Annotated in this window: 17 protein-coding genes; 7 read left to right on the top strand and 10 right to left on the bottom strand. The window is 64.0% G+C overall.

The window, feature by feature from the left end; all coding sequences use genetic code 11:
• Window position 1 precedes the first annotated feature (1 nt).
• Window positions 2-1171, bottom strand: a complete 1170-nt coding sequence (locus tag FJV77_RS13590; protein ID WP_142867310.1) for a mandelate racemase/muconate lactonizing enzyme family protein — start codon at window positions 1169-1171, stop codon at window positions 2-4.
• Between the two features lie 56 nt (window positions 1172-1227).
• Window positions 1228-2115 (bottom strand): sugar phosphate isomerase/epimerase, encoded by an 888-nt coding sequence (locus FJV77_RS13585; RefSeq protein WP_142867309.1) that lies wholly within the window; start codon window positions 2113-2115, stop codon window positions 1228-1230.
• Between the two features lie 401 nt (window positions 2116-2516).
• Here FJV77_RS13585 and FJV77_RS13580 point away from each other — a divergent pair, with 401 nt between their 5' ends.
• The 3 genes from FJV77_RS13580 (at window position 2517) to FJV77_RS13570 (ending at window position 5880) form a co-directional block, all read left to right on the top strand.
• Window positions 2517-3572, top strand: coding sequence for a sugar phosphate isomerase/epimerase (locus tag FJV77_RS13580; protein ID WP_142867308.1), 1056 nt, complete (start codon window positions 2517-2519; stop codon window positions 3570-3572).
• 148 nt (window positions 3573-3720) lie between these two features.
• Entirely contained in the window at window positions 3721-4908 is a 1188-nt protein-coding gene (locus tag FJV77_RS13575; RefSeq protein ID WP_142867307.1) for a Gfo/Idh/MocA family oxidoreductase, read from the top strand.
• A 120-nt stretch (window positions 4909-5028) separates the two neighbouring features.
• On the top strand, window positions 5029-5880 hold the full coding sequence (locus FJV77_RS13570; RefSeq protein WP_142867306.1) for a sugar phosphate isomerase/epimerase: 852 nt from the start codon (window positions 5029-5031) through the stop codon (window positions 5878-5880).
• A gap of 128 nt (window positions 5881-6008) precedes the next feature.
• On the opposite strand, the gene FJV77_RS13565 is transcribed toward FJV77_RS13570, so the two are convergent.
• The 8 genes from FJV77_RS13565 to FJV77_RS13525 all read right to left on the bottom strand — a co-directional run bounded on the left by FJV77_RS13565 (window position 6009) and on the right by FJV77_RS13525 (window position 15613).
• Entirely contained in the window at window positions 6009-6953 is a 945-nt protein-coding gene (locus FJV77_RS13565) for an ABC transporter permease (RefSeq protein ID WP_142867305.1), read from the bottom strand.
• Window positions 6950-8005 carry an ABC transporter permease gene (locus tag FJV77_RS13560; protein ID WP_142867304.1) on the bottom strand — a complete coding sequence of 352 codons (1056 nt, stop codon included), beginning with the start codon at window positions 8003-8005 and terminating at the stop codon, window positions 6950-6952. Before FJV77_RS13560 ends, FJV77_RS13565 begins: the two co-directional genes overlap by 4 nt.
• Window positions 8006-8314: 309 nt before the next feature.
• Window positions 8315-9826 carry an ABC transporter ATP-binding protein gene (locus FJV77_RS13550; protein ID WP_142867303.1) on the bottom strand — a complete coding sequence of 504 codons (1512 nt, stop codon included), beginning with the start codon at window positions 9824-9826 and terminating at the stop codon, window positions 8315-8317.
• Window positions 9827-10001: 175 nt separating this feature from the next.
• Window positions 10002-11027: a BMP family protein gene (locus FJV77_RS13545; RefSeq protein ID WP_142867302.1), complete on the bottom strand. Its 1026-nt coding sequence runs from the start codon at window positions 11025-11027 to the stop codon at window positions 10002-10004.
• Window positions 11028-11154: 127 nt separating this feature from the next.
• The gene (locus FJV77_RS13540; RefSeq protein ID WP_142867301.1) at window positions 11155-12102 is read right to left on the bottom strand and encodes an ABC transporter permease; all 948 of its coding nucleotides are present in this window, start codon (window positions 12100-12102) and stop codon (window positions 11155-11157) included.
• A gap of 2 nt (window positions 12103-12104) precedes the next feature.
• On the bottom strand, window positions 12105-13082 hold the full coding sequence (locus FJV77_RS13535; protein WP_185970304.1) for an ABC transporter permease: 978 nt from the start codon (window positions 13080-13082) through the stop codon (window positions 12105-12107).
• 1 nt (window position 13083) lies between these two features.
• Window positions 13084-14553 (bottom strand): sugar ABC transporter ATP-binding protein, encoded by a 1470-nt coding sequence (locus FJV77_RS13530; RefSeq protein ID WP_142867299.1) that lies wholly within the window; start codon window positions 14551-14553, stop codon window positions 13084-13086.
• Window positions 14554-14599: 46 nt separating this feature from the next.
• On the bottom strand, window positions 14600-15613 hold the full coding sequence (locus tag FJV77_RS13525; RefSeq protein ID WP_142867298.1) for an ABC transporter substrate-binding protein: 1014 nt from the start codon (window positions 15611-15613) through the stop codon (window positions 14600-14602).
• Window positions 15614-15816: 203 nt separating this feature from the next.
• On the opposite strand from FJV77_RS13525, the gene FJV77_RS13520 reads away from it, so the two are divergent.
• From FJV77_RS13520 to FJV77_RS13505, 4 genes are all read left to right on the top strand, one after another.
• Window positions 15817-18249 (top strand): glucan 1,4-alpha-glucosidase, encoded by a 2433-nt coding sequence (locus FJV77_RS13520; protein ID WP_142867297.1) that lies wholly within the window; start codon window positions 15817-15819, stop codon window positions 18247-18249.
• Window positions 18250-18280: 31 nt separating this feature from the next.
• A complete protein-coding gene (gene gnd / locus FJV77_RS13515; protein ID WP_142867296.1) occupies window positions 18281-19294 on the top strand; it encodes a phosphogluconate dehydrogenase (NAD(+)-dependent, decarboxylating) in 1014 nt (337 codons plus the stop codon).
• A 22-nt stretch (window positions 19295-19316) separates the two neighbouring features.
• Complete coding sequence (gene zwf / locus FJV77_RS13510; RefSeq protein ID WP_142867295.1) at window positions 19317-20690, top strand: glucose-6-phosphate dehydrogenase; 1374 nt, start codon at window positions 19317-19319, stop codon at window positions 20688-20690.
• Window positions 20691-20820: 130 nt separating this feature from the next.
• Window positions 20821-21525 (top strand): ROK family protein, encoded by a 705-nt coding sequence (locus FJV77_RS13505; protein ID WP_142867294.1) that lies wholly within the window; start codon window positions 20821-20823, stop codon window positions 21523-21525.
• Window positions 21526-21646: the final 121 nt, after the last annotated feature.

The raw sequence follows: 21646 nt of genomic DNA, 5'->3' as shown, positions 1-21646 counted from the left end.
GTCAACCGCGTTGCGCGTACGCCTCCAGGAACCGCTCCGAAATGGTGAATCCCAGACCCGGCTTTTCAGGGATCGCTATCATACCGTCCTTTGCTTCGACAGTCTCTTCGATAAGATCATGGATCATCGGGTTGGCGCCGAGCGAATATTCGACGGTGAAGCTAGCCGGCGAAGCAGCACAGACATGCAGGCCGGCAAAGAAGCAGGGCGCGCCGGCCCACAGATGCGGGGCAAAGCGAAGGTTGAAGGCGCTGGCGATGGTGCCGATCTTCATCGCCTCGCTGATGCCGCCGCAAAAGGCCGGATCGGGCTGGAAGATATCGGCCGATTTTAACACCGCGAGATCGCGGAAGGCGTAGCGTGTCGCCTCGCTTTCGCCGGTGGCGATCGGGATCGAACCCGAAGCGCGCACCTCGGCCATGCCTGCTTTGTCGTCGGCGATGACCGGCTCCTCGAACCAGGCGAGATCGAGATCGCCGGCGAGGCTGATGAAGCGTTTGGCCTCGGCCACCGTATAGGTGCCGTGAGCGTCGACCATCAGTTCCACATTCGGACCGACCGCCTGCCGTGCGGCGCGGACGCGGGCGGCGGAGATGTGCGGGGCGCCGTCCATGGCGCCAATGCGCATCTTCAGCGCCTTGAAGCCGCCCTTGGCGATGTACGATTTGAGTTGCTCGCCAATGGCGTCGGCGGCGGCCCAGCCGCCGGAGGCGTAGGCCTGCATGCGGTCGAGCTTGCGGCCGCCGATAAGCCGCCACACGGGCTGTCCGAGCGACTTGCCGAGGATATCCCACAACGCAATGTCGACGGCGCTGATCGCCGCAACGCTCATGCCGCGCCGTGCCAGTTGCGGCATGGCGTGGCCGGCATGCGCGGCGGTCTCGTGGCGCACGCCATTGTAGAGCATCTCCCAGATGATCCCGATATCGGCCGGGTCGCGGCCGATCAGCTGCGGCCCGACCTCATGGTTCAGCATGTGGACCAGCGCACCATAGCTGCCGGCGCTGCCGGCGGCGTTCTTGCCTTCGCCCCAGCCGACCAGCCCATCATCGGTCTCGATGCGCAGGATGGCGGCGTCGAAGGTCGTCACCTGGCCGAAGTCGCTGCGATGCTGCTTCGCGACTTCGATCGGTATGCGGACCCACCAGGCCTGGACGTTTCTGATGCGCATGGTCATCCCCGGCCCCGCCGCCGACAGGCGGAAGGGCGCATTCCAAGTCGGATCGGCTACTTGATCAGTGGCAGCAGCGTTTCGGCCGTGATGCGCATCTGGTCGGTGTAGAATTTCTCCGTCAGCACGCTGGAGCCGTGGTCCTGGATGAACTTCAGCTGTTCGGGCGAGATGTCGACCGGGTGGCGCTCGACCATGTCGGGATAGGGTGCTGCCGGCGTGCGGTCGACGGGCGCGACGAACTCGTTGGTCAGCGCGCCGTCATAGCCGACTTCCTTCAGCGTCTGCACGATCCGTGGCCAGTCGATCTGGCCGAGGCCGGCGGCGAAGCGGTTGTTGTCGGCGACGTGGAAATCGAACAGACGTTTGCCGACCTGGCGGATGGCGTCATGGACGTTAAATTCTTCCATGTGGATGTGGTAGGCGTCGAGACAGACGCCGCATTCGGGGCTGACCGCATCGGCGAGCGCGAGCGCCTGCGCGCCGCGGTTGAACAGATAGGTCTCGAAGCGGTTGAGCGGCTCGACGGCGATCTTGACGCCGACTTTCTTGGCATGGGTGAAGCACTCGCGGGTGGCGTCGACCACCCACTTCCATTCCTCGTCCTCGGTGCCGTCCGGCACCACCTTGCCGACGGTGGCGGGCACCAGCGTGATGATCTCGCCGTCGAGCTCGCTGATCATGGTCAGCACGTCCTTGACGTACTGCACCGAGCGTTCGCGCTGACCCTGGTCCCTGGCGGCCAGGTTGCGTTCGCCAAGCATCAGCGTCACCGCACCCCAGCAGCGGATGCCGTGTTCTTTCAGCAGCGCGCGGGTCTCTTTGGTCTTGTATTGCTCGGGCTCGCCGGAAATCTCGATCGACTCGTAGCCGAATTTCTTGATGCGTTTCAGCGTCACCTCCAACGGCTCCGCGCGCATCCAGTTGTGCGTCGAAAGATGCATGGTCTATCCTTCCCAGAATTCGTCTGCGCCAGTTCGCCTGCGACGCGCCTCGCCGAAGCGCGTCTCATGAATCCTCCCCAAGGCGCTCCAGCATTTTTACGCAAACTGGTTCGACCAATTGGGCCTGAATGGAGGTCTACAGCAAATTTTGTCGCGCGGCAAGAACTGCCGATGTGCGATCGCGATATCCATTTACTACATTGATTATGCTTGCATATGTTCTCTATTTTGGGGTGAGCCGGCTGCTGCGCTCATGAGTCAAATGGCTTGACCCATTTTCGGCATTTGGTAATACCAGAATGGCAAGTTGAGAATGCACATCACAAAAGACCAAAGAGGCTGGCCCTGCTTTCATCAGGCGCTATGCTTGGTTCTTGGAAAAATGAATTGGGAGGATGCCGATGCCGTCGACAATGAAGGGTCCGGGGCTGTTTCTGGCGCAGTTCGCGGGCGATGCCGCGCCATTCAATTCGCTGGCTTCGATCACCAAATGGGCGGCCGGTCTCGGCTACAAGGGCGTGCAGATCCCGACCTGGGATGCGCGCCTGTTCGACCTTGAGAAGGCGTCGTCTTCCAAGACCTATTGCGACGAGGTGAAAGGCATCTGTGCCGACGCAGGCGTCGAGATCACCGAACTGTCGACGCATCTTCAGGGGCAGTTGGTGGCGGTGCACCCCGCCTATGACGCGCAGATGGATGGCTTCGCGCCGCCGTCGGTGCACAACAATCCCAAGGCGCGGCAGAAATGGGCGGTCGAGCAGATGAAGTTCGGCGCCAAGGCATCGCGCAATCTCGGGCTGAATGCTTCGGTGTCATTCACCGGCTCGCTGGCTTTCCCTTACCTCTACCCCTTCCCGCAGCGGCCCGCCGGACTGATCGAGGAAGCATTCGGTGAGCTCGGCAAACGCTGGAAGCCGATCCTCGATGTCTACGAGGACAATGGTGTCGATGTCGGCTACGAGATTCATCCTTCCGAGGACGTGTTCGACGGCGCGACCTTCGAGATGTTCCTCGACGCGGTCGGCGGCCACAAGCGCTGCAACATCAATTACGACCCGTCGCACTTCCTCTTGCAGCAACTCGACTATCTCGAATTCATCGACATCTATCACGAGCGCATCAAGGCCTTCCACGTGAAGGACGCCGAGTTCAATCCGACCGGGCGGCAAGGCGTCTATTCCGGCTATCAGAGCTGGACCAACCGCGCCGGCCGTTTCCGTTCGCTGGGCGACGGGCAGGTGGATTTCGGCGGCATCTTCTCCAAGCTGACGCAGTACAATTATGATTCGTGGGCGGTGCTGGAATGGGAATGCTGCCTGAAGCATCCGGAGGACGGCGCGGCGGAGGGCGCGCCCTTCATCCAGCACCACATCATACGAGTGACCGAGAAAGCATTCGACGATTTCGCCGCCGGCACCACGGACAAGAAAGTGCTGCGCGCGATGATGGGAATCTAGCGCGATTTCCCCTCCCTTGAGGGGAGGGTGGCCCGAAGGGCCGGGTGGGGTCGGTTCGTACTGGGCTCTACTTTTCCACGACCCCACCCGATCCGCTGCGCGGATCGACCTCCCCTCGAGGGGGAGGTGAACCAACAAGGAGAAAAATATGGTCGGCGCATCGAAAGCTGAAACGGGAGGCGGCCCGATCCGCTATGGCATGGTCGGTGGCGGCCAGGGCGCTTTCATCGGCGCGGTGCACCGGATCGCGGCGCGCATGGACAACGACTTCGTGCTGGTTGCCGGCGCGCTGTCGGCCAACCCCGAACGCGCCAAGGCTTCCGCCGCCGAACTCGGACTCGATCCCTCGCGCAGCTATGCGTCCTATGCCGAGATGGCCAAGGCCGAGGCCAAGCGCCCGGACGGCATGGAGGCAGTGGCCATCGTCACCCCCAACAATGTGCACGTGCCGGCGGCGAAAGCCTTCCTTGAAGCCGGCATCCACGTGATCTGCGACAAGCCTTTGGCCACGACATTGGCTGAAGCGAAGAAGCTTGCGGCGATAGTCGAAAAGACCGGCAAGGTGTTCGTGCTGACGCACAATTACACCGCCTATCCGATGATCCGCCAGGCGCGCGAGATGGTGGCCAAGGGCCAGCTTGGCGATATCCGCATCGTGCAGTCGGAATATCCGCAGGACTGGCTGACGGAAGACCTTGCCGCCACCGGGCAGAAGCAGGCGGCTTGGCGTTCCGATCCCAAGCAGGCAGGGGCGGGCGGCGCGCTCGGCGACATCGGTACGCATGCCTACAATCTCGCCCGCTTCGTTTCCGGACTGGAGCTCGATTCCTTGTCGGCCGATCTCGATGCCTTCGTGCCGGGGCGGCAGCTCGACGACAACGTCAACGTCATGCTGCGCTTCAAGCCGGTCGGCAAAATGCACCCGGCCAAGGGCATGATCTGGGCGAGCCAGGTGGCGCCCGGCCATGAGAATGGGCTGAAGTTGCGCATCTATGGCTCGAAGGGCGGGCTGGAATGGGTACAGGCCGACCCGAACTATCTCTGGTACACGCCGTTCGGCCAGCCCAAGCAGCTGCTGACCCGCAATGGCGCCGGCGCGCTGCCGGTCGCCGGCCGCGTCAGCCGCGTGCCGTCGGGCCATCCCGAGGGCTATCTCGAAGGCTTCGCCAACATTTATCAGGAAGCCGCGCGGGCGATCCGGGCTGCACGCAAGAAGGGCGGCAAGCCGGGCAAGGATGTGGTGTTCCCGACCATCGAGGACGGCGTCGAAGGCATGGCGTTCATCGAAGCCTGCGTGAGGTCGTCGAAAAAGAATGGGGCGTGGACGAAACTTTAGGCGGCGGGCGATCGCCTCTTCTCCACGACGGAGAGAAGGTGGCCGCGAAGCGGCCGGATGAGGGGCAAGGCGAAGCTGGCGAGTGAGACCAGCGCGCCGTCACATGGGGAGGGAATGTCGATGAAAATCGGCATGTGTATGTTCTTGTGGACGACCAGCGTCTCGAAGAAGCATGAGGCGCTGCTCAGGGACATCAAGGCGACAGGCTTCGACGGCGTCGAAATCCCGGTCTTTGCCGGTGTGCCTGACGACTACAAGAAGCTTGGCGAGCTGCTCGACCGCATCGGGCTGGAACGCACCGCTGTGACGGCGATGGGCGATCCGGCGATGAATCTGATCTCGCCGGATGCGGCGACCCGCAAGGCTGGCATCGACTATATGAAATGGGCGATCGACTGCAGCGTGGCACTCGGTTCCGACAAGCTGAGCGGTCCGCTGCATTCGACGCTCGGCGCCTTTTCCGGCAGAGGGCCGACGGCGGCCGAGAAAAAACGCTCGGTCGGCTCGCAGCGCGCCATTGGCGACCATGCCGGCAAGCGGGGTGTCACGATCGGGCTGGAGGCGCTCAACCGTTTCGAGTGCTACCTGCTCAACACGATGGCCGACCTCTCCGAGCACATCGACGCCATCGACAGGCCGCACATCAAGGCGATGTACGACACGTTCCACGCCAATATCGAGGAAGCCGACCCGATCGGCGCCTATACCAAGCACCGACGGAATGTCGTGCACATCCATATTTCCGAGAACGATCGCGGCGTTCCAGGGCGCGGCAACATTCCGTGGAAAGAGACGTTCTCGGCGATCCGCAAGAGCGGCTATGACGACTGGCTGACGATCGAGGCATTCGGACGCTCGCTGAAGGATCTGGCGGCGGCGACCAAGGTGTGGCGGGATTTTGCCGAGACGCCGGAGGCGGTTTATCGCGAGGGGTACAGGCATATCAAGGACGGGTGGAGGAGGGCGGCCTAAGGCTCTTCGCCCTGGTCCACTTTCTATTTGCGTTCGCGGCGGTTGCCAGGTGGTTCCCCCACTCCGTCTCGGCTTCGCCGAGCCACCTCTCCCCCCGCCGGAGGGAGAGGAAAGGATGCCAAGCCCGTCTAACGCTCTTCTCGTCGGAACGGCTTCAGCAGCGCGGACGGCGCCACCGCGTTGCGCGACATCACCGCCATCGCCACAATGGTGAAGATGAAGGGCAGCATCAGGAACGCCTCATAGGGGATATGCCCAAGCCCGCTCGCCTGCATGCGCAGTTGCAAGGCATCGACGAAGGCGAACAGCAGCGCCGCACCGGCCGAGCGCCACGGGTCCCAGCGGCCGAACACGACCAGCGCGATCGCCACCCAGCCGCGGCCGGAGACGACGCCGAAGGTGAAGGCGTTGAACTGCGCCATGGTAAGGAAGGCACCGGCCAGCCCCATCAGCGCGCCGCCGAGGATGACCGCCTGGAAGCGCGTGGCAATGACGCTGACCCCGGCGGAATCCGCGGCACGCGGATTCTCGCCCACCATGCGCACGGACAGGCCCCATGGCGTGCGGTAGAGCACGAAGGCGGCGAGCGGGATGGCGATGATGGCCATGTAGACCAGTGCAAACTGGTTGAACACGGCGGGGCCGAGTACCGGTATGTCCGAGAGCAGAGGGATCGGTAGGGTGGCGAATCCCTTGATGCTTGGCGGCACCGATTGCTGGCCGAAGATCAGCCGGTAGAGGAAATAGGCAAGGCCCGACGAGAACAGTGTAACGCCGATGCCGCAGACATGCTGGCTGAGGCCGAGCGCCACCGTGAACAGCGCATGCAGCGCCCCCATCAGCATGCCGGTCAATACAGCCGCCAGCACGCCGAGCCACAGGCTGCCGCTGAGGCTGGCGGCGGTGAAGCCGGCCATCGCCGAGAGCAGCATGATGCCTTCAATGCCGAGATTGAGCACACCGGCCCGCTCGGAAAACATTTCGCCAAGCGTCGCGAAAGCCAGCGGCGTGGCGATGCGGATAATGGCGGCGAGAAAACCGACCTGAAAGATCTGTTCGAACACCGCGCTCATTGGGCGGCTCCGACGCGGCGGATGCGATAGGCTGTGAACAGCAGCGCCACCAGCATGGCCAGCAGCGCCGTGCCCTGGATGACGTCACTGAGGAAAGCCGGAACGCCGGTTGCGCGCGACATCGCCTCGGCCCCGGTCATGACGGCGGCGAGGAAGATCGCCGCCGGCACGACGCCGAGCGGATTGAGCCTGGCCAGCATGGCAACGACGATGCCGGAATAGCCGTAGCCCGGCGAGATGTCGCTCATCACCTGAAAATGCACGCCGCCGACCTCGCCGACGCCGGCGAGCCCGGCCAGCGCGCCCGACAGCAGCGCCGTCGAGATCAGCACCCGTTCGACATGGATGCCGCCATAGCGGGCGGCCTCCGGGCTTTCGCCGGTGACCCGGATGCGAAAGCCGAGCGTGGTGCGCACGATCAGGAACCAGATCAAGGGTGCTGCGACCAGCGCCGCGACGACGCCGAGATGCAGCCTTGTGCCTTCGAGCAGCACCGGGAAATTCGCCGAATCCTCGATCGGCGGCGAGATCGGATAGCCGCTGAAGGAGTCCTTCCACGGCCCCTCGATCAGTGCCATCAGCGCGTAGTAGATGACCGAATTGAGCAGCAGCGAGCTGACGACGTCGTCGACCTTGAATTTTACGCGCAGCGTCGCTGGCACCAGCGCGACAGCGGCACCGGCAGCAGCGCCCGCCAGCGCCATCAACAGGATTGCGAGCGCCCCCGGCATCGGGATAGCGCCGACAAAGCAGCTGGCGACGGCGCCGGCCAGCAATTGGCCTTCCGCGCCGATGTTCCAGAATTTGGCCCGGAAAGCGACGGCGACCGCCAGCCCGGTGAAGATCATGGGCGCTGCGCGCACCAGCGTTTCGGTGATGGCGTAGCTGTCGCCGAACGAGGCCGACAGCATCACGCCATAAGCTTCCAGCACCCCGGCGCCGGCCAGAGTGATCAGGCCGCTACACAGGACAAGCGTGGCGCCGATGGCCAAAAGCGGCAGAGCGAGATTGAACCAGGCCGGCGTCGAGGTTCGGACTTCGAGGCGAAACATCAGCTATGGCCCTCCGTCCTCGGCGCAGTAGTCGAACCGATATATTTGGCGTTGGTGCTGCCCCTCATCCGCCTGCCGGCACCTTCTCCCCGTATAGAGACGGGGAGAAGGGGGCCGTTTGCGGCCTCGGCACTTTTCCTGCAACGCCGGTGGTTGGCGAAGGCGGCGATGAGAGCGCCCCTCTCCCCGTCTGTATACGGGGAGAGGATGCCGGCAGGCAGGTGAGGGGCAGCGCTGACGCCCAAAGTCAGCCAATAGCGAGCACGATCATTTGGGGTTTCTGCCAAGAACCGAGGGAGAAATTCCATGCTAAGCCCTCCCCTCCGCCCCGGTCATCAACAGCCCCAGCCGCGCAATGGTCGCATCGGCGCTGTCCAGCGTGCCGGCGATGCGGCCCTCATACATCACCGCGATGCGATCGCAGAGCCCCAGCAGTTCTTCCAGATCCTCGCCGATGACGACAATGCCGCAGCCCCTGGCGCGCATGTCGAGGAACTTTTCGTGGATGAAACGGGCCGCCCCGATGTCGAGGCCGCGCGTCGGCTGCGAGACGATCAGAACCTTCGGGTCGAAGGCCAGCTCGCGCGCCAGCAGCGCCTTTTGCAGATTGCCGCCCGACAGCGCGCCGGCCCGAGTCATCGGCCCGGGGCAACGTATATCATAGGCCTTGATCTGTTCTTCCGCGAAGGCGCGGATCGCATCCGGCTTGAGCAGTCCCTTGCGGCTGAAGGCTTCGGTGCCGATGCGCGGCAGCACCATGGAATCGGCGAGCGGCAGATTGGTCACCAGCCCGGTCGTCATGCGATCTTCCGGGATGCGGCCAAGGCCGAGCCCCTGCACCTCGCGCGGCGAGAACCGTGTCACTGCTTTGCCGGCTATCGTCATCGCGCCAGCATCGGGCGCGCGCGTGCCGGAAATCACCTCGGCCAGCGCCCGCTGACCATTGCCGGAAACGCCAGCTATGCCGAGGATTTCGCCGGCGCGGACCGACAGCGATACTTCGCGCAGCGGCGTGCCCGAATGCCGTGAGGTGGAAATACCGTCGAGCGTCAGCACATTAGCGCCCGGCGTCGACGGACCTCTCGCCGGCGGCACGATTTCGTGGCCGCACATCAGCTGCGCCATTTCAGCCGATGTCGTGTTGCCCGGATCGTCGACACGGCCGGCGACACGGCCATGCCGCAGCACGGTGCAGCGATGCGTAAGCGCCCGCACCTCGTTCAGCTTGTGCGAGATGAAGATGATGCCGAGGCCTTGCGCCGCCATCGAGCGCAATGCCGAAAACAGCCCGTCGACCTCGCTCGGCGCCAGCACCGCCGTCGGCTCGTCGAGGATCAACAGCCTCGCGCCGCGAAACAGCGCCTTGACGATTTCAAGCCGCTGCTGCTCGCCGACCGACAGCGCCGAGACCGGCAAATCAGGGTCCAGCGTCAGCCCATGCTGTCGGCTGATGCCGGACAACCGGGCAAGTCCACCCGCGCGGTCGATGCGGCCGGATTTGCCGGGAATGCCGATCAACAGGTTTTCCAGCACCATCAGCCGCGGCGCGAGATGAAAATGCTGGTGCACCATGCCGATGCCGGCAGCCAGCGCATCGGCCGAACTGGTGATCCGAACAGGCTCGCCCTGGATGAGGATCTCGCCGGCATCCGGCGCATAGGCGCCGAACAGCACGTTCATCAGCGTCGTCTTGCCGGCGCCGTTCTCCCCCAGCAGCCCGAGGATTTCACCCGGGGCCACGCTGAGGTCGACACCCTCGTTCGCCTTGACGGCGCCGAAGCTCTTGGTGATGCCGCGCATTTCGATGAGAGGGGCGGACAAGGATGCTCCTGCGCTGATACCCCTCCCCCTCGAGGGGAGGGTGCCGAGCGAAGCGAGGCGGGTGGGGTCCCCTCAACCGCCTCGACCTATGACTCAACAAGATGGAGCACTTCGCAGAGGACCCCACCCGGCCCTTCGGGCCACCCTCCCCTCGAGGGAGGGGGGAAGCCGGCGCTCAATCCGAGACCGGCGTGTTCTCATCCACATCCACGCGGAAGTTGCCTTCCAGGATCTCGGCCTTCTTCTTCTCGACCAGATCCTTGACGTCCGCCGGCAGCGTCTTGTCGAATTTGTGGTACGGCGCCAGGAACGAACCGCCCTTGGCCATGCGCGAGAAGTCGCCATAGTCCTGCGCGGTGAAGACACCGGCCTTGACCAGTTTGATCGCCTGCTCGACCGTCGGATACATGTCCCAGACCGGGCCGGTGATGACCGTGTCGGGGCCGAGGCTCGACTGGTCGGACATGTTGGAAATGGCGTAGATCTTCTTCTCCACCGCCGCCTCGATGACGCCGAAGCGCTCGGCATAGATGACGTCGACGCCGGCGTCGATCTGGGCGACCGCCGCTTCCTTGGCCTTCGGCGGGTCGAAGAAGGAACCGATGAAGGCGACCTTCTTCTTGATGTTCGGGTTGACCTCCTTGGCGCCGGCAAAGAAGGCGTTGACCAGCCGGTTCACTTCGGGAATGCCCATCGCCGCGACGGCGCCGATCGTGCCCGATTTCGACATCTTGCCGGCGATCATGCCGGAGAGATAGGCCGGCTCGTGGATCCAGTTGTCGAAGACGCCGAAATTGGGTTCGGCCGGTCCGGCGCCGGAGCCGAACAGGAAGGCGGTCTTCGGGAACTGTTTTGCCGTGCGGCGCGATTCACGCTCGGCGGCGAAGGCATCGCCCAGGACCAGCTGGTAGCCGCCCTGCGCATATTCGCGCATGACGCGGCTGAAATCGGCGGTCTGCACCTTTTCCGACCATTTGTATTCGATGCCGAGTTCCTTCTCGGCCTTCTGCAAGGCGACGTGGATCTGGTTGTCCCACGGCTCCTCGATCGGCGTGGCGAAGATCGCCGCAACCTTGAGCTTCTTGTCCTTGGCGAAGGCGGCAGTCGGCAGCATGACCGCAGCCAGGCCGAGTGCGCCGAGTTCCAGCACGTCGCGCCGCGACAGGCCGGTCGATTGCAATTTGTCTTTCCGGTTTTCCATATGGTGCCCCTCTGTTTGACAGCCGTGTCGAGCCGGCTGTTCTGAAATCAGACACGGAACTATGGAACGGGTGCGGACTTTTGTCCACATGGTCAAATTTGGCGGCGTTTCCTGCGGGCTCGCCCTCCTACCGTATCGCCTTCTCGCCCCCAGCCACGGTGATGACGCCGACGATGATCAGGCCGGTCAGCAGCAACCGGACGCCGGCGCTGACGCCGAATGTGTTGAGCATGGTCAAAAGCAGCACCAGAAACAGCGCCGCGCCCCAGACGCCGGGAACATTGGCCTTGCCGCCGGCAACGGAGGTGCCGCCGATGACGACGACGGCGATCGAGGCCAAGAGGTACTCATTGCCGATATCGACATTGGCGCCGCGGAAATAGCCTGCAAGCAGAGCGCCGTCTATGCCGCCGAGCGCGCCCGACAGCGTGTAGGTGAGGAACCGGATGCGGCCGACATTGACGCCGGCCAGCCAAGCGGCGCGGATGTTCTGGCCAATGGCCAGCACCGAGCGGCCATAGATCATGCGCTGCAAAGCGATGGCAGCAGCAATGGTGAAAAGCACGGTCAGGATGGCCAGCACCGGAATGCCGAGTATTTGCCAGTTGGCGAAGTCGGCAAAGCCCGGCGGCGGCTTGATCTGCAGGCCGCGTCCGTAGCTGATGTCGATCGACTGGATGATGAAGCTGGCTGACAGCGTGGCGATGATCGGCGGAATCCTGAGCGCCCAGATCAAGAGATAGTTGACGGCGCCGATGGCCGCACCACAGGCGAGGGCTGCCAACAGCCCGACAACGATCATGGAATCGCTGCCGCCCATCACCTTCATGGCAACGGCGCTGGCGAGCCCGATATTGGCCGGCAGCGACAGGTCGACATTGCCTGGGCCAAGCGTGATGACGAACATCTGGCCGACGCCGACGATGACGGTGAAGACAGCGAGCGAAAGTGCGGCCGTCACCATGCCGCCGCCGCCGTAGCCGCCGGTGAAGGAGATGGTCGCCAGCCAGACCAGCAACGCGCCGAGGAAGGACCAGATCCAGGGTTTGGCAGCCAGCGATTTCACCAGCGTCATCGCTACCTCTCCCTGCGGCTGATCAGCACCCGAGCCGCCAGCACGATGATCAGGATGGCGCCGTTGGCGGCGACCTGCCAGTCCGGCGGGATGTGCATGAAGGTGAGCAGCGGCGACGCCGCCAGCGCCAGCGTCAGTGCGCCGAGCACGGCGCCGATCGGCGACACCCGGCCGCCGACGAATTCGCCGCCGCCGAGGATGACGCCGGCAATCGCCAGCAGCGTGTAGCCATTGCCGATATTGGCATCGGCCGAAGTGGTGATGCCGATCAGCGCCATGCCGGACAGCACGCCGAACAGGCCGGTCAGCGCAAACAGCACGATCTTGGTTCGAAGCAGCGACCAGCCGGCTCGCCGCAGCGCCGCCGGATTGCCGCCGGAGCCGCGCAGGATGACGCCGTAGGACGTGCGCATCAGGCCGAAATGCACCACTGCCGCGATCACCAGCGCGGCGATGATCGGGAACGGAATGAAGGGCGGCTTGAAGGACATCAGCGCCAGCAGCCAGTCCGGCGCCTTGCCGCCCGGCTTGGGCAGAACCAGGATGGCCAGGCCCTGCCAGACGAAGCTCATGCCCAGCGTCACCACAATCGACGGCAGATTGCGCAGATGGATCAGCGCACCGAGCAGCGCGTAGACGCCGATGGAGCCGAGCAGGACGATCACGCCAAGCAGCGGCGCATCCTTCAGCCATGTCGCGGTAACGCAGCCGACGAAACCGACAAAGGTGCCGATCGACAGATCGAGCTCATTACCGGCGATGACGAACATCTGCGCGATCGTCGCCAGCGCGATCGGGATCGCCAGATTGAGCATCAGGCTGAAGCCGAAATAGCTGATGGCGCGCGGGTTGAGCCAGGCAATGGCGATCAGCACCAGCGCCAGCGACAGCGCCGGCAAAAGACTGCGCAGCAGGCGGGCGCGAGCTGCACTGCCGCGAGGCGAAGATCGTGGGATCGTGCCGGGAGCGATTGCCGTCATCTCAGGCCGCATCGCCGAATGAGGACTGGATGATCTTTTCCTCCGTCAGCTCGTCGCGCGTCAGATTGGCGACGATGCGGCCATTCTTGAAGACGTGGACGTGGTCGCAATTGTCGAGCTCTTCGGTCTCGGTGGTGTACCAGAGGAAGGTCCGGCCCTTGGCCGCTTCCTCGCGCACGAGATCGTAGACTTCGAGCTTGGTGCCGATATCGACGCCGCGCATCGGGTCGTCCATCAGCACGATCTGCGCATCCGAGCCCAGCGCCCGGGCAAACAGCGCCTTCTGCTGGTTGCCGCCAGACAGTGAAAAGATGTTGTTGGTCATATCTGGTGTGCGGATGCCGATCTTCTGCTTCCAGAATTCGGCAAGTGCTGCCTCGCGCTGCGGCGAGATCAGCAGGCCTTTGCGCAGCTGCGCCAGCGAGCGGATGCCGATGTTTTCCGAGATCGACCATTGCGCAAAGATGCCGTCCGATTGCCGGTCGCCGGCCACCAGCGCCACCGGCGCCGTCACCTCGATGCCGGGCTTTCTGCGCGTAGCGGCGGCAAAGATCGCCAGCAACAGATCCGTCTGGCCATGGCCGGCAAGCCCGGCAAGGCCGATGATCTCGCCGGCCCGCGCGACAAGCTCCTTGCCGTCCTCTTGCCGGGCAGGCCGCGCCCGCACCCTGACAGGGCTGTCCGCAGGTCTGGCGGCAGCGATTTCCGCAGCGATCTTCTCGCGTGCCTCGGCGCCGCCCATGGTCGCCACCAGCCGGTCGCGGTCGAACGCCTTTGCCGCGTCCGTGGCGACCACTTTGCCGTCACGCATCACCACGATGCGATCGGCATTCTGCAGCACCTCGCCCAAGACATGCGAGATCAGGATGCAGCTGCCGCCGGCGGCGACGAAGCGGCGCACGAAGGCGAGCAGTTGGCCCGCCGTATGCGCGTCGAGCGAGGAGGTCGGCTCGTCGAGGATAACCAGGTCGAGCGGATCGCGCGTCACCGTGAAGGCACGCGCCACCTCGACCATCTGCCGCCGGCCGATGGAGAGATCCCCGGCAATATCGTCGGCCGAGATGCCGTGATCCGGAAAGATTTCGTCGAGCTTGGCGGCGATGAGAGAAGCCGCCTTGCGCCGCCAGCCGAGGCCGGTCAGCGCCGGGTGATTGATGCGCGTATTCTCCGCAATGCTTAGGTTCGGGCACAGCGACAGTTCCTGGAACACGCAGCGTATGCCGAGCTTGAGCGCGCGCGCCACCGAGTAATCGATTTCCGCATTGCCGCGCACCGCGATCTCACCGCCATCCGGCCGCAGCGTGCCGGCCACCATATGCATCAGCGTCGACTTGCCGGCGCCGTTATGGCCGACCAGCCCGACGCATTCGCCTGTGACAACATGGAAGTCGACGCCGTTAAGGGCACGAACGGCGCCGAAATGTTTTTCGGCGCCGTTCAGCCTGATGATGTCGGTATTCGCCTTGAGCATGCTCAACGATATCCGGTTGGCAATGCGGACGGCAACCGGACTTGCATCACTTGATGTTGGCTTTGATCGCCGCGAGGGCGTCTTCCTGCGTGTATTCGTGCGTGGCGACGCCGCCCTCCTTGATCTTTGGCAGGGCTGCCTCGAAATCATCCTGGGTGAAAGCGAGATAAGGCACCAGCAGATCGTGCGGGATGTCGGTGCGGCCATCAAGCACCTGCTGCGCCACCCAGAAGGCCAGCGACGAGACGCCCGGCGCGATCGACGCCGACCAGGTCTGGTAGCCGTCCTTTTCCTTCTGTTCCTTCCACCATTTCAGCTCGTCCTGCCGGTTGCCCATGATGATAGTCGGGCGCGGCTTGCCGGCAGCGGCGAAGGCTTGTGCTGCGCCATAGCCGTCACCGCCCTGGTCGACGATGCCGACGATGTTGGGCAGCGACGGCAGGATGGTCGCGACCGCCTTTTGCGCCGTCGTCTGATCCCAATCGCCGGTCACCGAGCCGACAATCTTGAACTCCGGATGAGCGGCAACGCCTTCTAAGATACCTGCATGGATGGCATCGTCGATCGACGTGCCGGCCAGGCCGCGGATTTCGAGCAGATTGCCGCCCTTGGGCTGGAACTTGGCCATCTGTTCGACTTCCTGCTTGCCCATGTCCTTGAAGTCGACGACGACGCGATAGGCGCAGGGTTCGGTGACGGTGCCATCGAAGGAGACGACGACGATGCCGGCATCGCAGGCCTGCTTGATGGCGCCGTTCAGCGCATCCGGCGACGCGGCGTTGATGACGATGGCGTCATAGCCCTGCAGGATCAGGTTCTGCACCTGCGCTGCCTGGGTCGGCACTTCCTTGTCGGCCGTGGTGAAGATGTCGGCGGCGCCGACGATCTTGTCCTCGACCGCCTTCTTGGTGACGATGCCGTAGCTGTCGAGCATCGCCTGGCGCCACGAATTGCCGGCATAATTATTGGAGAAGGCGATCTTCTTGCCGCTGGTGTCGGCAAGCGCCGTGCCCGAGGCGAGCATTGCCGCCAGCGCGCTCAGAACGAGCAGTTTCTTCATATGATATTCCTCCCGTGGATTGTCGGCCCCGCCGACTGTTGCTGATGATTTAGGCGTTGGCTGCCTGTTTTTTATCTATTGTCAGACAAATGCAGATGCGGCCGCTTGTCAACTGCGATCGGTCACGCTTGGGCGATCAACTTCAGGTGCGATGATTGAAAAGCCTTCGTGTGCTGGTCTAGGGAAGGGTCAGGAGACCATGCATGGCAGCGACGCCGCCGACCCCAGCCCCCAGTGCATTCGAAAGAATGGGCGCACCCGGAATTCCGGCGCGCTGGACGTCGAGCGCCAAGAGCGGCGTTGGTGCGGCACTGTCGCCCGCGAGCCGCGTCTGGTTCACACTCAGCCACGGCATCGTCAACGAGGTCTATTATCCCGGCCTCGACAGCGCCTGCACGCGCGACATGGGGCTGCTGGTCACCGGCCCCGGCGGCTGGTTCTCCGAGGAGAAGCGCGACGCCATGCATATCATCGAGCCGTTCGAGGACGGCGTGCCCGCCTACCGGCTGGTCAACACCACGCTCCGCTACCGCATCGAAAAGCGCATCCTGGCCGATCCGGCGCGCCCGGCCCTTTTACAGGAAACCAGTTTCACGGCGCTCGAAGGTAATGCCGCTGACTACCGGGTCTACGCGCTTTTGGCGCCGCATCTGGTCAATGCCGGCATGGGCAACACCGCTTGGGTCGGCGAGCACAAGGGCAAGCCGATGCTGTTCGCCTCCGGGCGCGGCACCTGCCTGGCGCTGGCCTCGTCGCTACCTTGGGGCGATTGCTCGGCCGGCTATGTCGGCTTTTCCGACGGCTGGCAGCAACTCAGCCGCGACGGCCGGCTCGGCCTATCCGGCCAAAGAGCCGAGGACGGCAATGTCGCGCTGACCGGCGAGATCGGTTTTTCCTCAGGCAACAACACGGCCCTGCTGGCGCTCGGCTTCGGTTCGACCCCGGACGAAGCCGCCGAAAACGCCACCGCCAGCCTGAAGCGCGGGTTTGAGCCGGCGGCAAAGGCCTATGTTGCGAAATGGCAGAAATGGCAGGCTGGGCGGCTGCCGCTCGACCACCATGATGCATCCGGCCTCAACACCTACCGCGTCAGCACAGCGGTGCTGGCGACGCACCTATCGCTGGCCAAGCCAGGTGCTGCCGTCGCCAGCCTGTCGATCCCGTGGGGGGCGAGCAAGGGCGATGACGACCTTGGCGGCTATCACCTTGTCTGGCCGCGCGACCTGGTCGAGACCGCGGGCGGCTTCCTCGCCGCCGGCGATCCGAGCCAGGCGCTGGAGATTCTCGCCTATCTTCGCTCCATCCAGCAGCCGGACGGCCACTGGCCGCAGAATGTCTGGCTCGACGGCTCGCCCTATTGGCCGGGCATCCAGATGGACGAATGCGCCTTCCCGCTGCTGCTGGCCGATGCGCTGCACCGTGCCGGACATCTGCCGCGCGCCAAACTCGCCGCTTTCATGCCGATGATCGAGAAGGCGGCGTCCTATGTCGTGCGCAACGGCCCTGTCACTGGGCAGGACCGCTGGGAAGAGGATGCCGGCTACAGCCCGTTCACGCTCGCTGTTGAGATCTCGGCGCTGCTTGGCGCCGCCGATCTGGTCGAAGTCTCCGGCAAACCGGAGCCGGCTAACTATTTGCGCGAGGTCGCCGACTGCTGGAACGACCAGATCGAGCGCTGGACCTACGTCAGCGGCACGCCGGAGTGCCAGAAGGCCGGCGTCGACGGCCACTATGTCCGCATCGCGCCGGCCGACGATGCCGGCGCCGCATCGCCGAAGGACGGTTTCGTGCCGATCAAGAACCGGCCGCCAGGCGATACCGACAAGCCCGCCGAGGCGATCGTCAGCCCGGACGCGCTGGCACTGGTCCGCTTTGGCCTCAGAGCCGCGGATGATCCGCGCATCCTCGACACGGTCAAGGTCATCGACGTGCACTTGCGCTGCGAGCTGCCGCAAGGAACGCTGTGGTACCGCTACACAAGTGATGGTTACGGCGAGCATACCGACGGGGCGCCCTTCGATGGCACCGGCGAGGGCCGCCCCTGGCCGCTGCTCGCCGGCGAACGCGCCCACTACGAATTGGCCGCCGGCAACAAGGGCAAAGCGGCAAGCCTGCTCAAGACATTCGAGGCGTCCGCCGGCCAAGGTGGCCTGCTGCCGGAACAGGTCTGGGACGGCGCCGATTTGCCGGAACGCGAATTGTGGTTGGGCAAGCCGTCGGGCAGCGCCATGCCGCTGGTCTGGGCGCATTCCGAACACATCAAGCTGTTGCGGTCGCTGCGCGACGGCGCCGTCTTCGACATGCCGCCGCAAGGCGTCAAACGCTACATCGAGGGCAAGACCGGTTCGCTGCTGAGGATATGGCGCTTCAACAACAAGCTGCGCACCATGGATCCCGGCAAGAGCCTACGCATCGAATTGCTGCAGCCGGCGCTGATCCGCTGGAGCGGCGACCATTGGCAGACCATCCACGAAATCGACACAGCCGAAAACGCTCTGGGCGTTCATATGGCTGACTTGCCGGTGGCCGATATCCCGCCAGGTAACACGATCATCTTCACTTTTTTCTGGCCCGACGGCGACCGTTGGGAGAATGTCGACTTCACCGTCGGCATTGAAGAACTAATTCGCCAGTAATTTTCTTCCCTCCAGCGACTAGGACAACACCATGCAGATCGGAATGATGGGACTGGGCAGGATGGGCGCCAACATGGTGCGCCGCCTGATGCGCGACGGCCATGAATGCGTCGTCTACGACATCAACCCGGCAAGCGTTGCCGCCCTGGTCGCCGACGGCGCCATCGGCGCCGCCTCGATGGAGGAGTTCGTCGGCAAACTGTCCAAGCCGCGCAGCGCCTGGCTGATGCTGCCGGCGGCGATCACCGGCAAGATCGCCGACCAGGTCGCGGCACTGATGGAACCCGGCGACATCATCATCGACGGCGGCAATTCCTACTATCACGACGCCGTCGACCAGGCGGCCGAGCTCGCGGCCAAGGGCCTGCACTATGTCGATGTCGGCACCAGCGGCGGCGTCTGGGGCCTGGAGCGCGGCTACTGCCTGATGATCGGTGGCCCCGACGTTGCGGTCAAACATCTGGATCCGATCTTCGCCACGCTGGCGCCCGGCGCCGATGCCGGCGCCACGCCGGACAAGGCGGGCGGAACCGCACCCTTCGGCTATCTGCATTGCGGACCGAGCGGCGCCGGCCATTTCGTCAAGATGATCCACAACGGCATCGAATATGGCGTCATGGCCGCCTACGCCGAAGGCATGAACATCCTGAAATCGGCCAATGCCGGCAAACGGCAGCGCACAGCAGACGCCGAAACCAGCCCGCTGGAAAATCCGCAATACTACCAGTTCGACATCGACCTGCCGCAAGTCGCCGAAGTCTGGCGCCATGGCAGCGTGATCGGCTCCTGGCTGCTCGACCTCACCGCCGGCGCGCTGAAGAGCGACCCGGGGCTGGCCCAGTTCGGCGGCCGCGTCTCGGATTCCGGCGAGGGACGCTGGACACTGAAGGCGGCGATCGACACCGGCGTGCCGGCGCCGGTGCTGTCCTCGGCGCTGTTCGACCGCTTCTCCTCGCAAGGCGAATCCGAATTCTCTGACAAGCTTTTGTCGGCCATGCGCTATGCCTTCGGCGGCCATGTCGAAAAGCCGAAGGCCGGCAAGTGAAGCCGACACGGGAGACGAACGCATGAGCCAGGAACGGTCCGACACGCTGGTGCTATTCGGAGCAACCGGCGACCTCGCCCACAAGAAGATTTTTCCGGCCCTTTACCAGATGGTCGCCAAGGGGACGCTGACCGAGCCGGTGATCGGCGTTGCCTTCGACGCCTGGGACATCAAGCAGTTGCAAGCACGCGCCCGCGACGGCATCGTCAACGCCGTCGGCAAGATCGACGAAAAGATCTTCGCCAAATTCGCCAATCTGCTGCGCTATGTCAGCGGCGACTATCGCGACCCGGCAACGTTCGAGAAGCTGAAAACCGCGCTCGGCTCGGCGCAGCGGCCGCTGCACTACATGGCGGTGCCGCCGACCATGTTCGAGACCGTGGTCCAGGGCCTGGAGCAGTCGGGCACCGCGCACGGCGCGCGGCTGATGGTGGAAAAGCCGTTCGGCCACGATCTGCAATCGGCGCGCTGGCTGAACCGGGTGCTGCATCTGGTGTTCGACGAGCAGTCGATCTTCCGCATCGATCATTATCTCGGCAAGGAAGCGATCCAGAACCTGCTCTATTTCCGCTTCGCCAATTCCTTCCTCGAGCCGATCTGGAACCGCAACTTCGTCGAAAGCGTGCAGATCACCATGGCCGAGGATTTCGGTATCGAGGGCCGCGGCAAATTCTATGACGACGTCGGCGCCATCCGCGACGTGATCGAGAACCATCTGCTCAACATCCTTTTGCTGCTGGCCATGGAGCCGCCGGTCGGCCGCTCAGCCGACGATCTGATCGACGAGAAGGTTCAGGTGCTGCGCGCCATCCGCACGCTGACCAAGGACGACGTCGTGCGCGGGCAGTTCACAGGCTATCTCGCCGAGCCCGGCGTGAAGCCGAACTCGCCGGTCGAGACCTTTGCCGCGGTGCGCTTCATGGTCGACACCTGGCGCTGGCAGGACGTGCCATTCTTCATCCGCGCCGGCAAGAACATGCCGGTGCATGTGACCGAAGTGATCGTGCGGATGAAGCGGCCGCCGCTCGACGTCTTCGATCCGATCAAACCGGGAGACGCCAACTATGTGCGCTTCCGTATCGACCCGCAGGTGGCGATCTCGATCGGGGCGCAGCGCAAGGCCCCCGGAGACGACATGGTCGGCGAGCAGGTCGAGCTCACCGCGCTCGACGACTCGAAAGGCGACATGCCGCCCTATGAGCGGCTGATCGGCGACGCCATGAACGGCAATGGCCAGCTGTTCACCCGCCAGGACGCCAGCGAACTGGCCTGGCGCATCGTCGGCCCGGTGCTTGGCGACATCACGCCGCCGCACATCTACGAGCCGAAAACCTGGGGCCCGGCCGATGCCATGGCCAGCTTCGGCCCGCCCAATGGCTGGATCAATCCGACCTAGAGCCGGATGATTTCAAGTCGTATCGACCTGAAATCTGAATCCGGCTCTACATCAAGAGATAGAGCATGATGTCGTCCGAAAACCGCTTCACACTTTTCGGCATCATGCTCTGGTGAGCGGAGGAAACGACATGGCCAAGGCAGCCGAGCCCGCGACGGCCGCGGCCGAACCGATCGTGCTGACGATCGATGTCGGCGGCTCGCATGTAAAAATCCTCACCAGCGCCGGTGGCGAGCCGCGCCGCGCCGATTCCGGACCGGACCTGACGCCGCAGCAGATGGTGGCTACGGTGAAGACGCTGGCCGAGGGACTGGCCTATGATTTGATCTCGATGGGTTATCCCGGCCCTGTCAGGAACAACAAACCGTCGCTCGATCCTGCCAATCTCGGCAAGGGCTGGGACGGCTATGACTTCGCAGCCGCCTTCGGCAAGCCGGTCAAGGTCGTCAACGATGCGCTGCTGCAGGCGATCGGCAGCTACGATCGCGGACGCATGCTGTTTCTCGGCCTCGGCACTGGCCTCGGTGCGGCGATGATCCTCGACAATGTCGGCCAGCCGATGGAACTGGCGCATCTGCCCTACCGCAAGGGCCGCAGTTTCGAGGACTATGTCGGCGAGCGCGGCCTGGAGAAATACGGCAAGAAGAAATGGCGCAAATACGTCTTCGACGTCGTCGAGCGGCTGCGTGCGGCCCTGCAGCCGGACTACATCGTCATCGGCGGCGGCAATGTCGACAGACTGGATGAATTGCCCGCCAAATCCAGGCGCGGCGACAATACGCGCGCCTTCGAGGGCGGCTTTCGACTATGGCGCGACCGGGCGCTGATCGTATGATAGTATTCAGATTCAGTATAGTTGTTCAAAATAACGTGTGACGCGACACGAAGTCATTGCGTTACGCAGATTTGGCGATTAGAGCGGTTGCACCGGATGGAATCATCTGGCGCAACCGTAC

Origin of the sequence: Mesorhizobium sp. WSM4306, assembly GCF_007003975.1 — a bacterium.
Lineage (GTDB): Bacteria > Pseudomonadota > Alphaproteobacteria > Rhizobiales > Rhizobiaceae > Mesorhizobium.
Note: the sequence above shows the minus strand (reverse complement) of the source record. Positions and strands in the feature narration are given on the sequence as shown.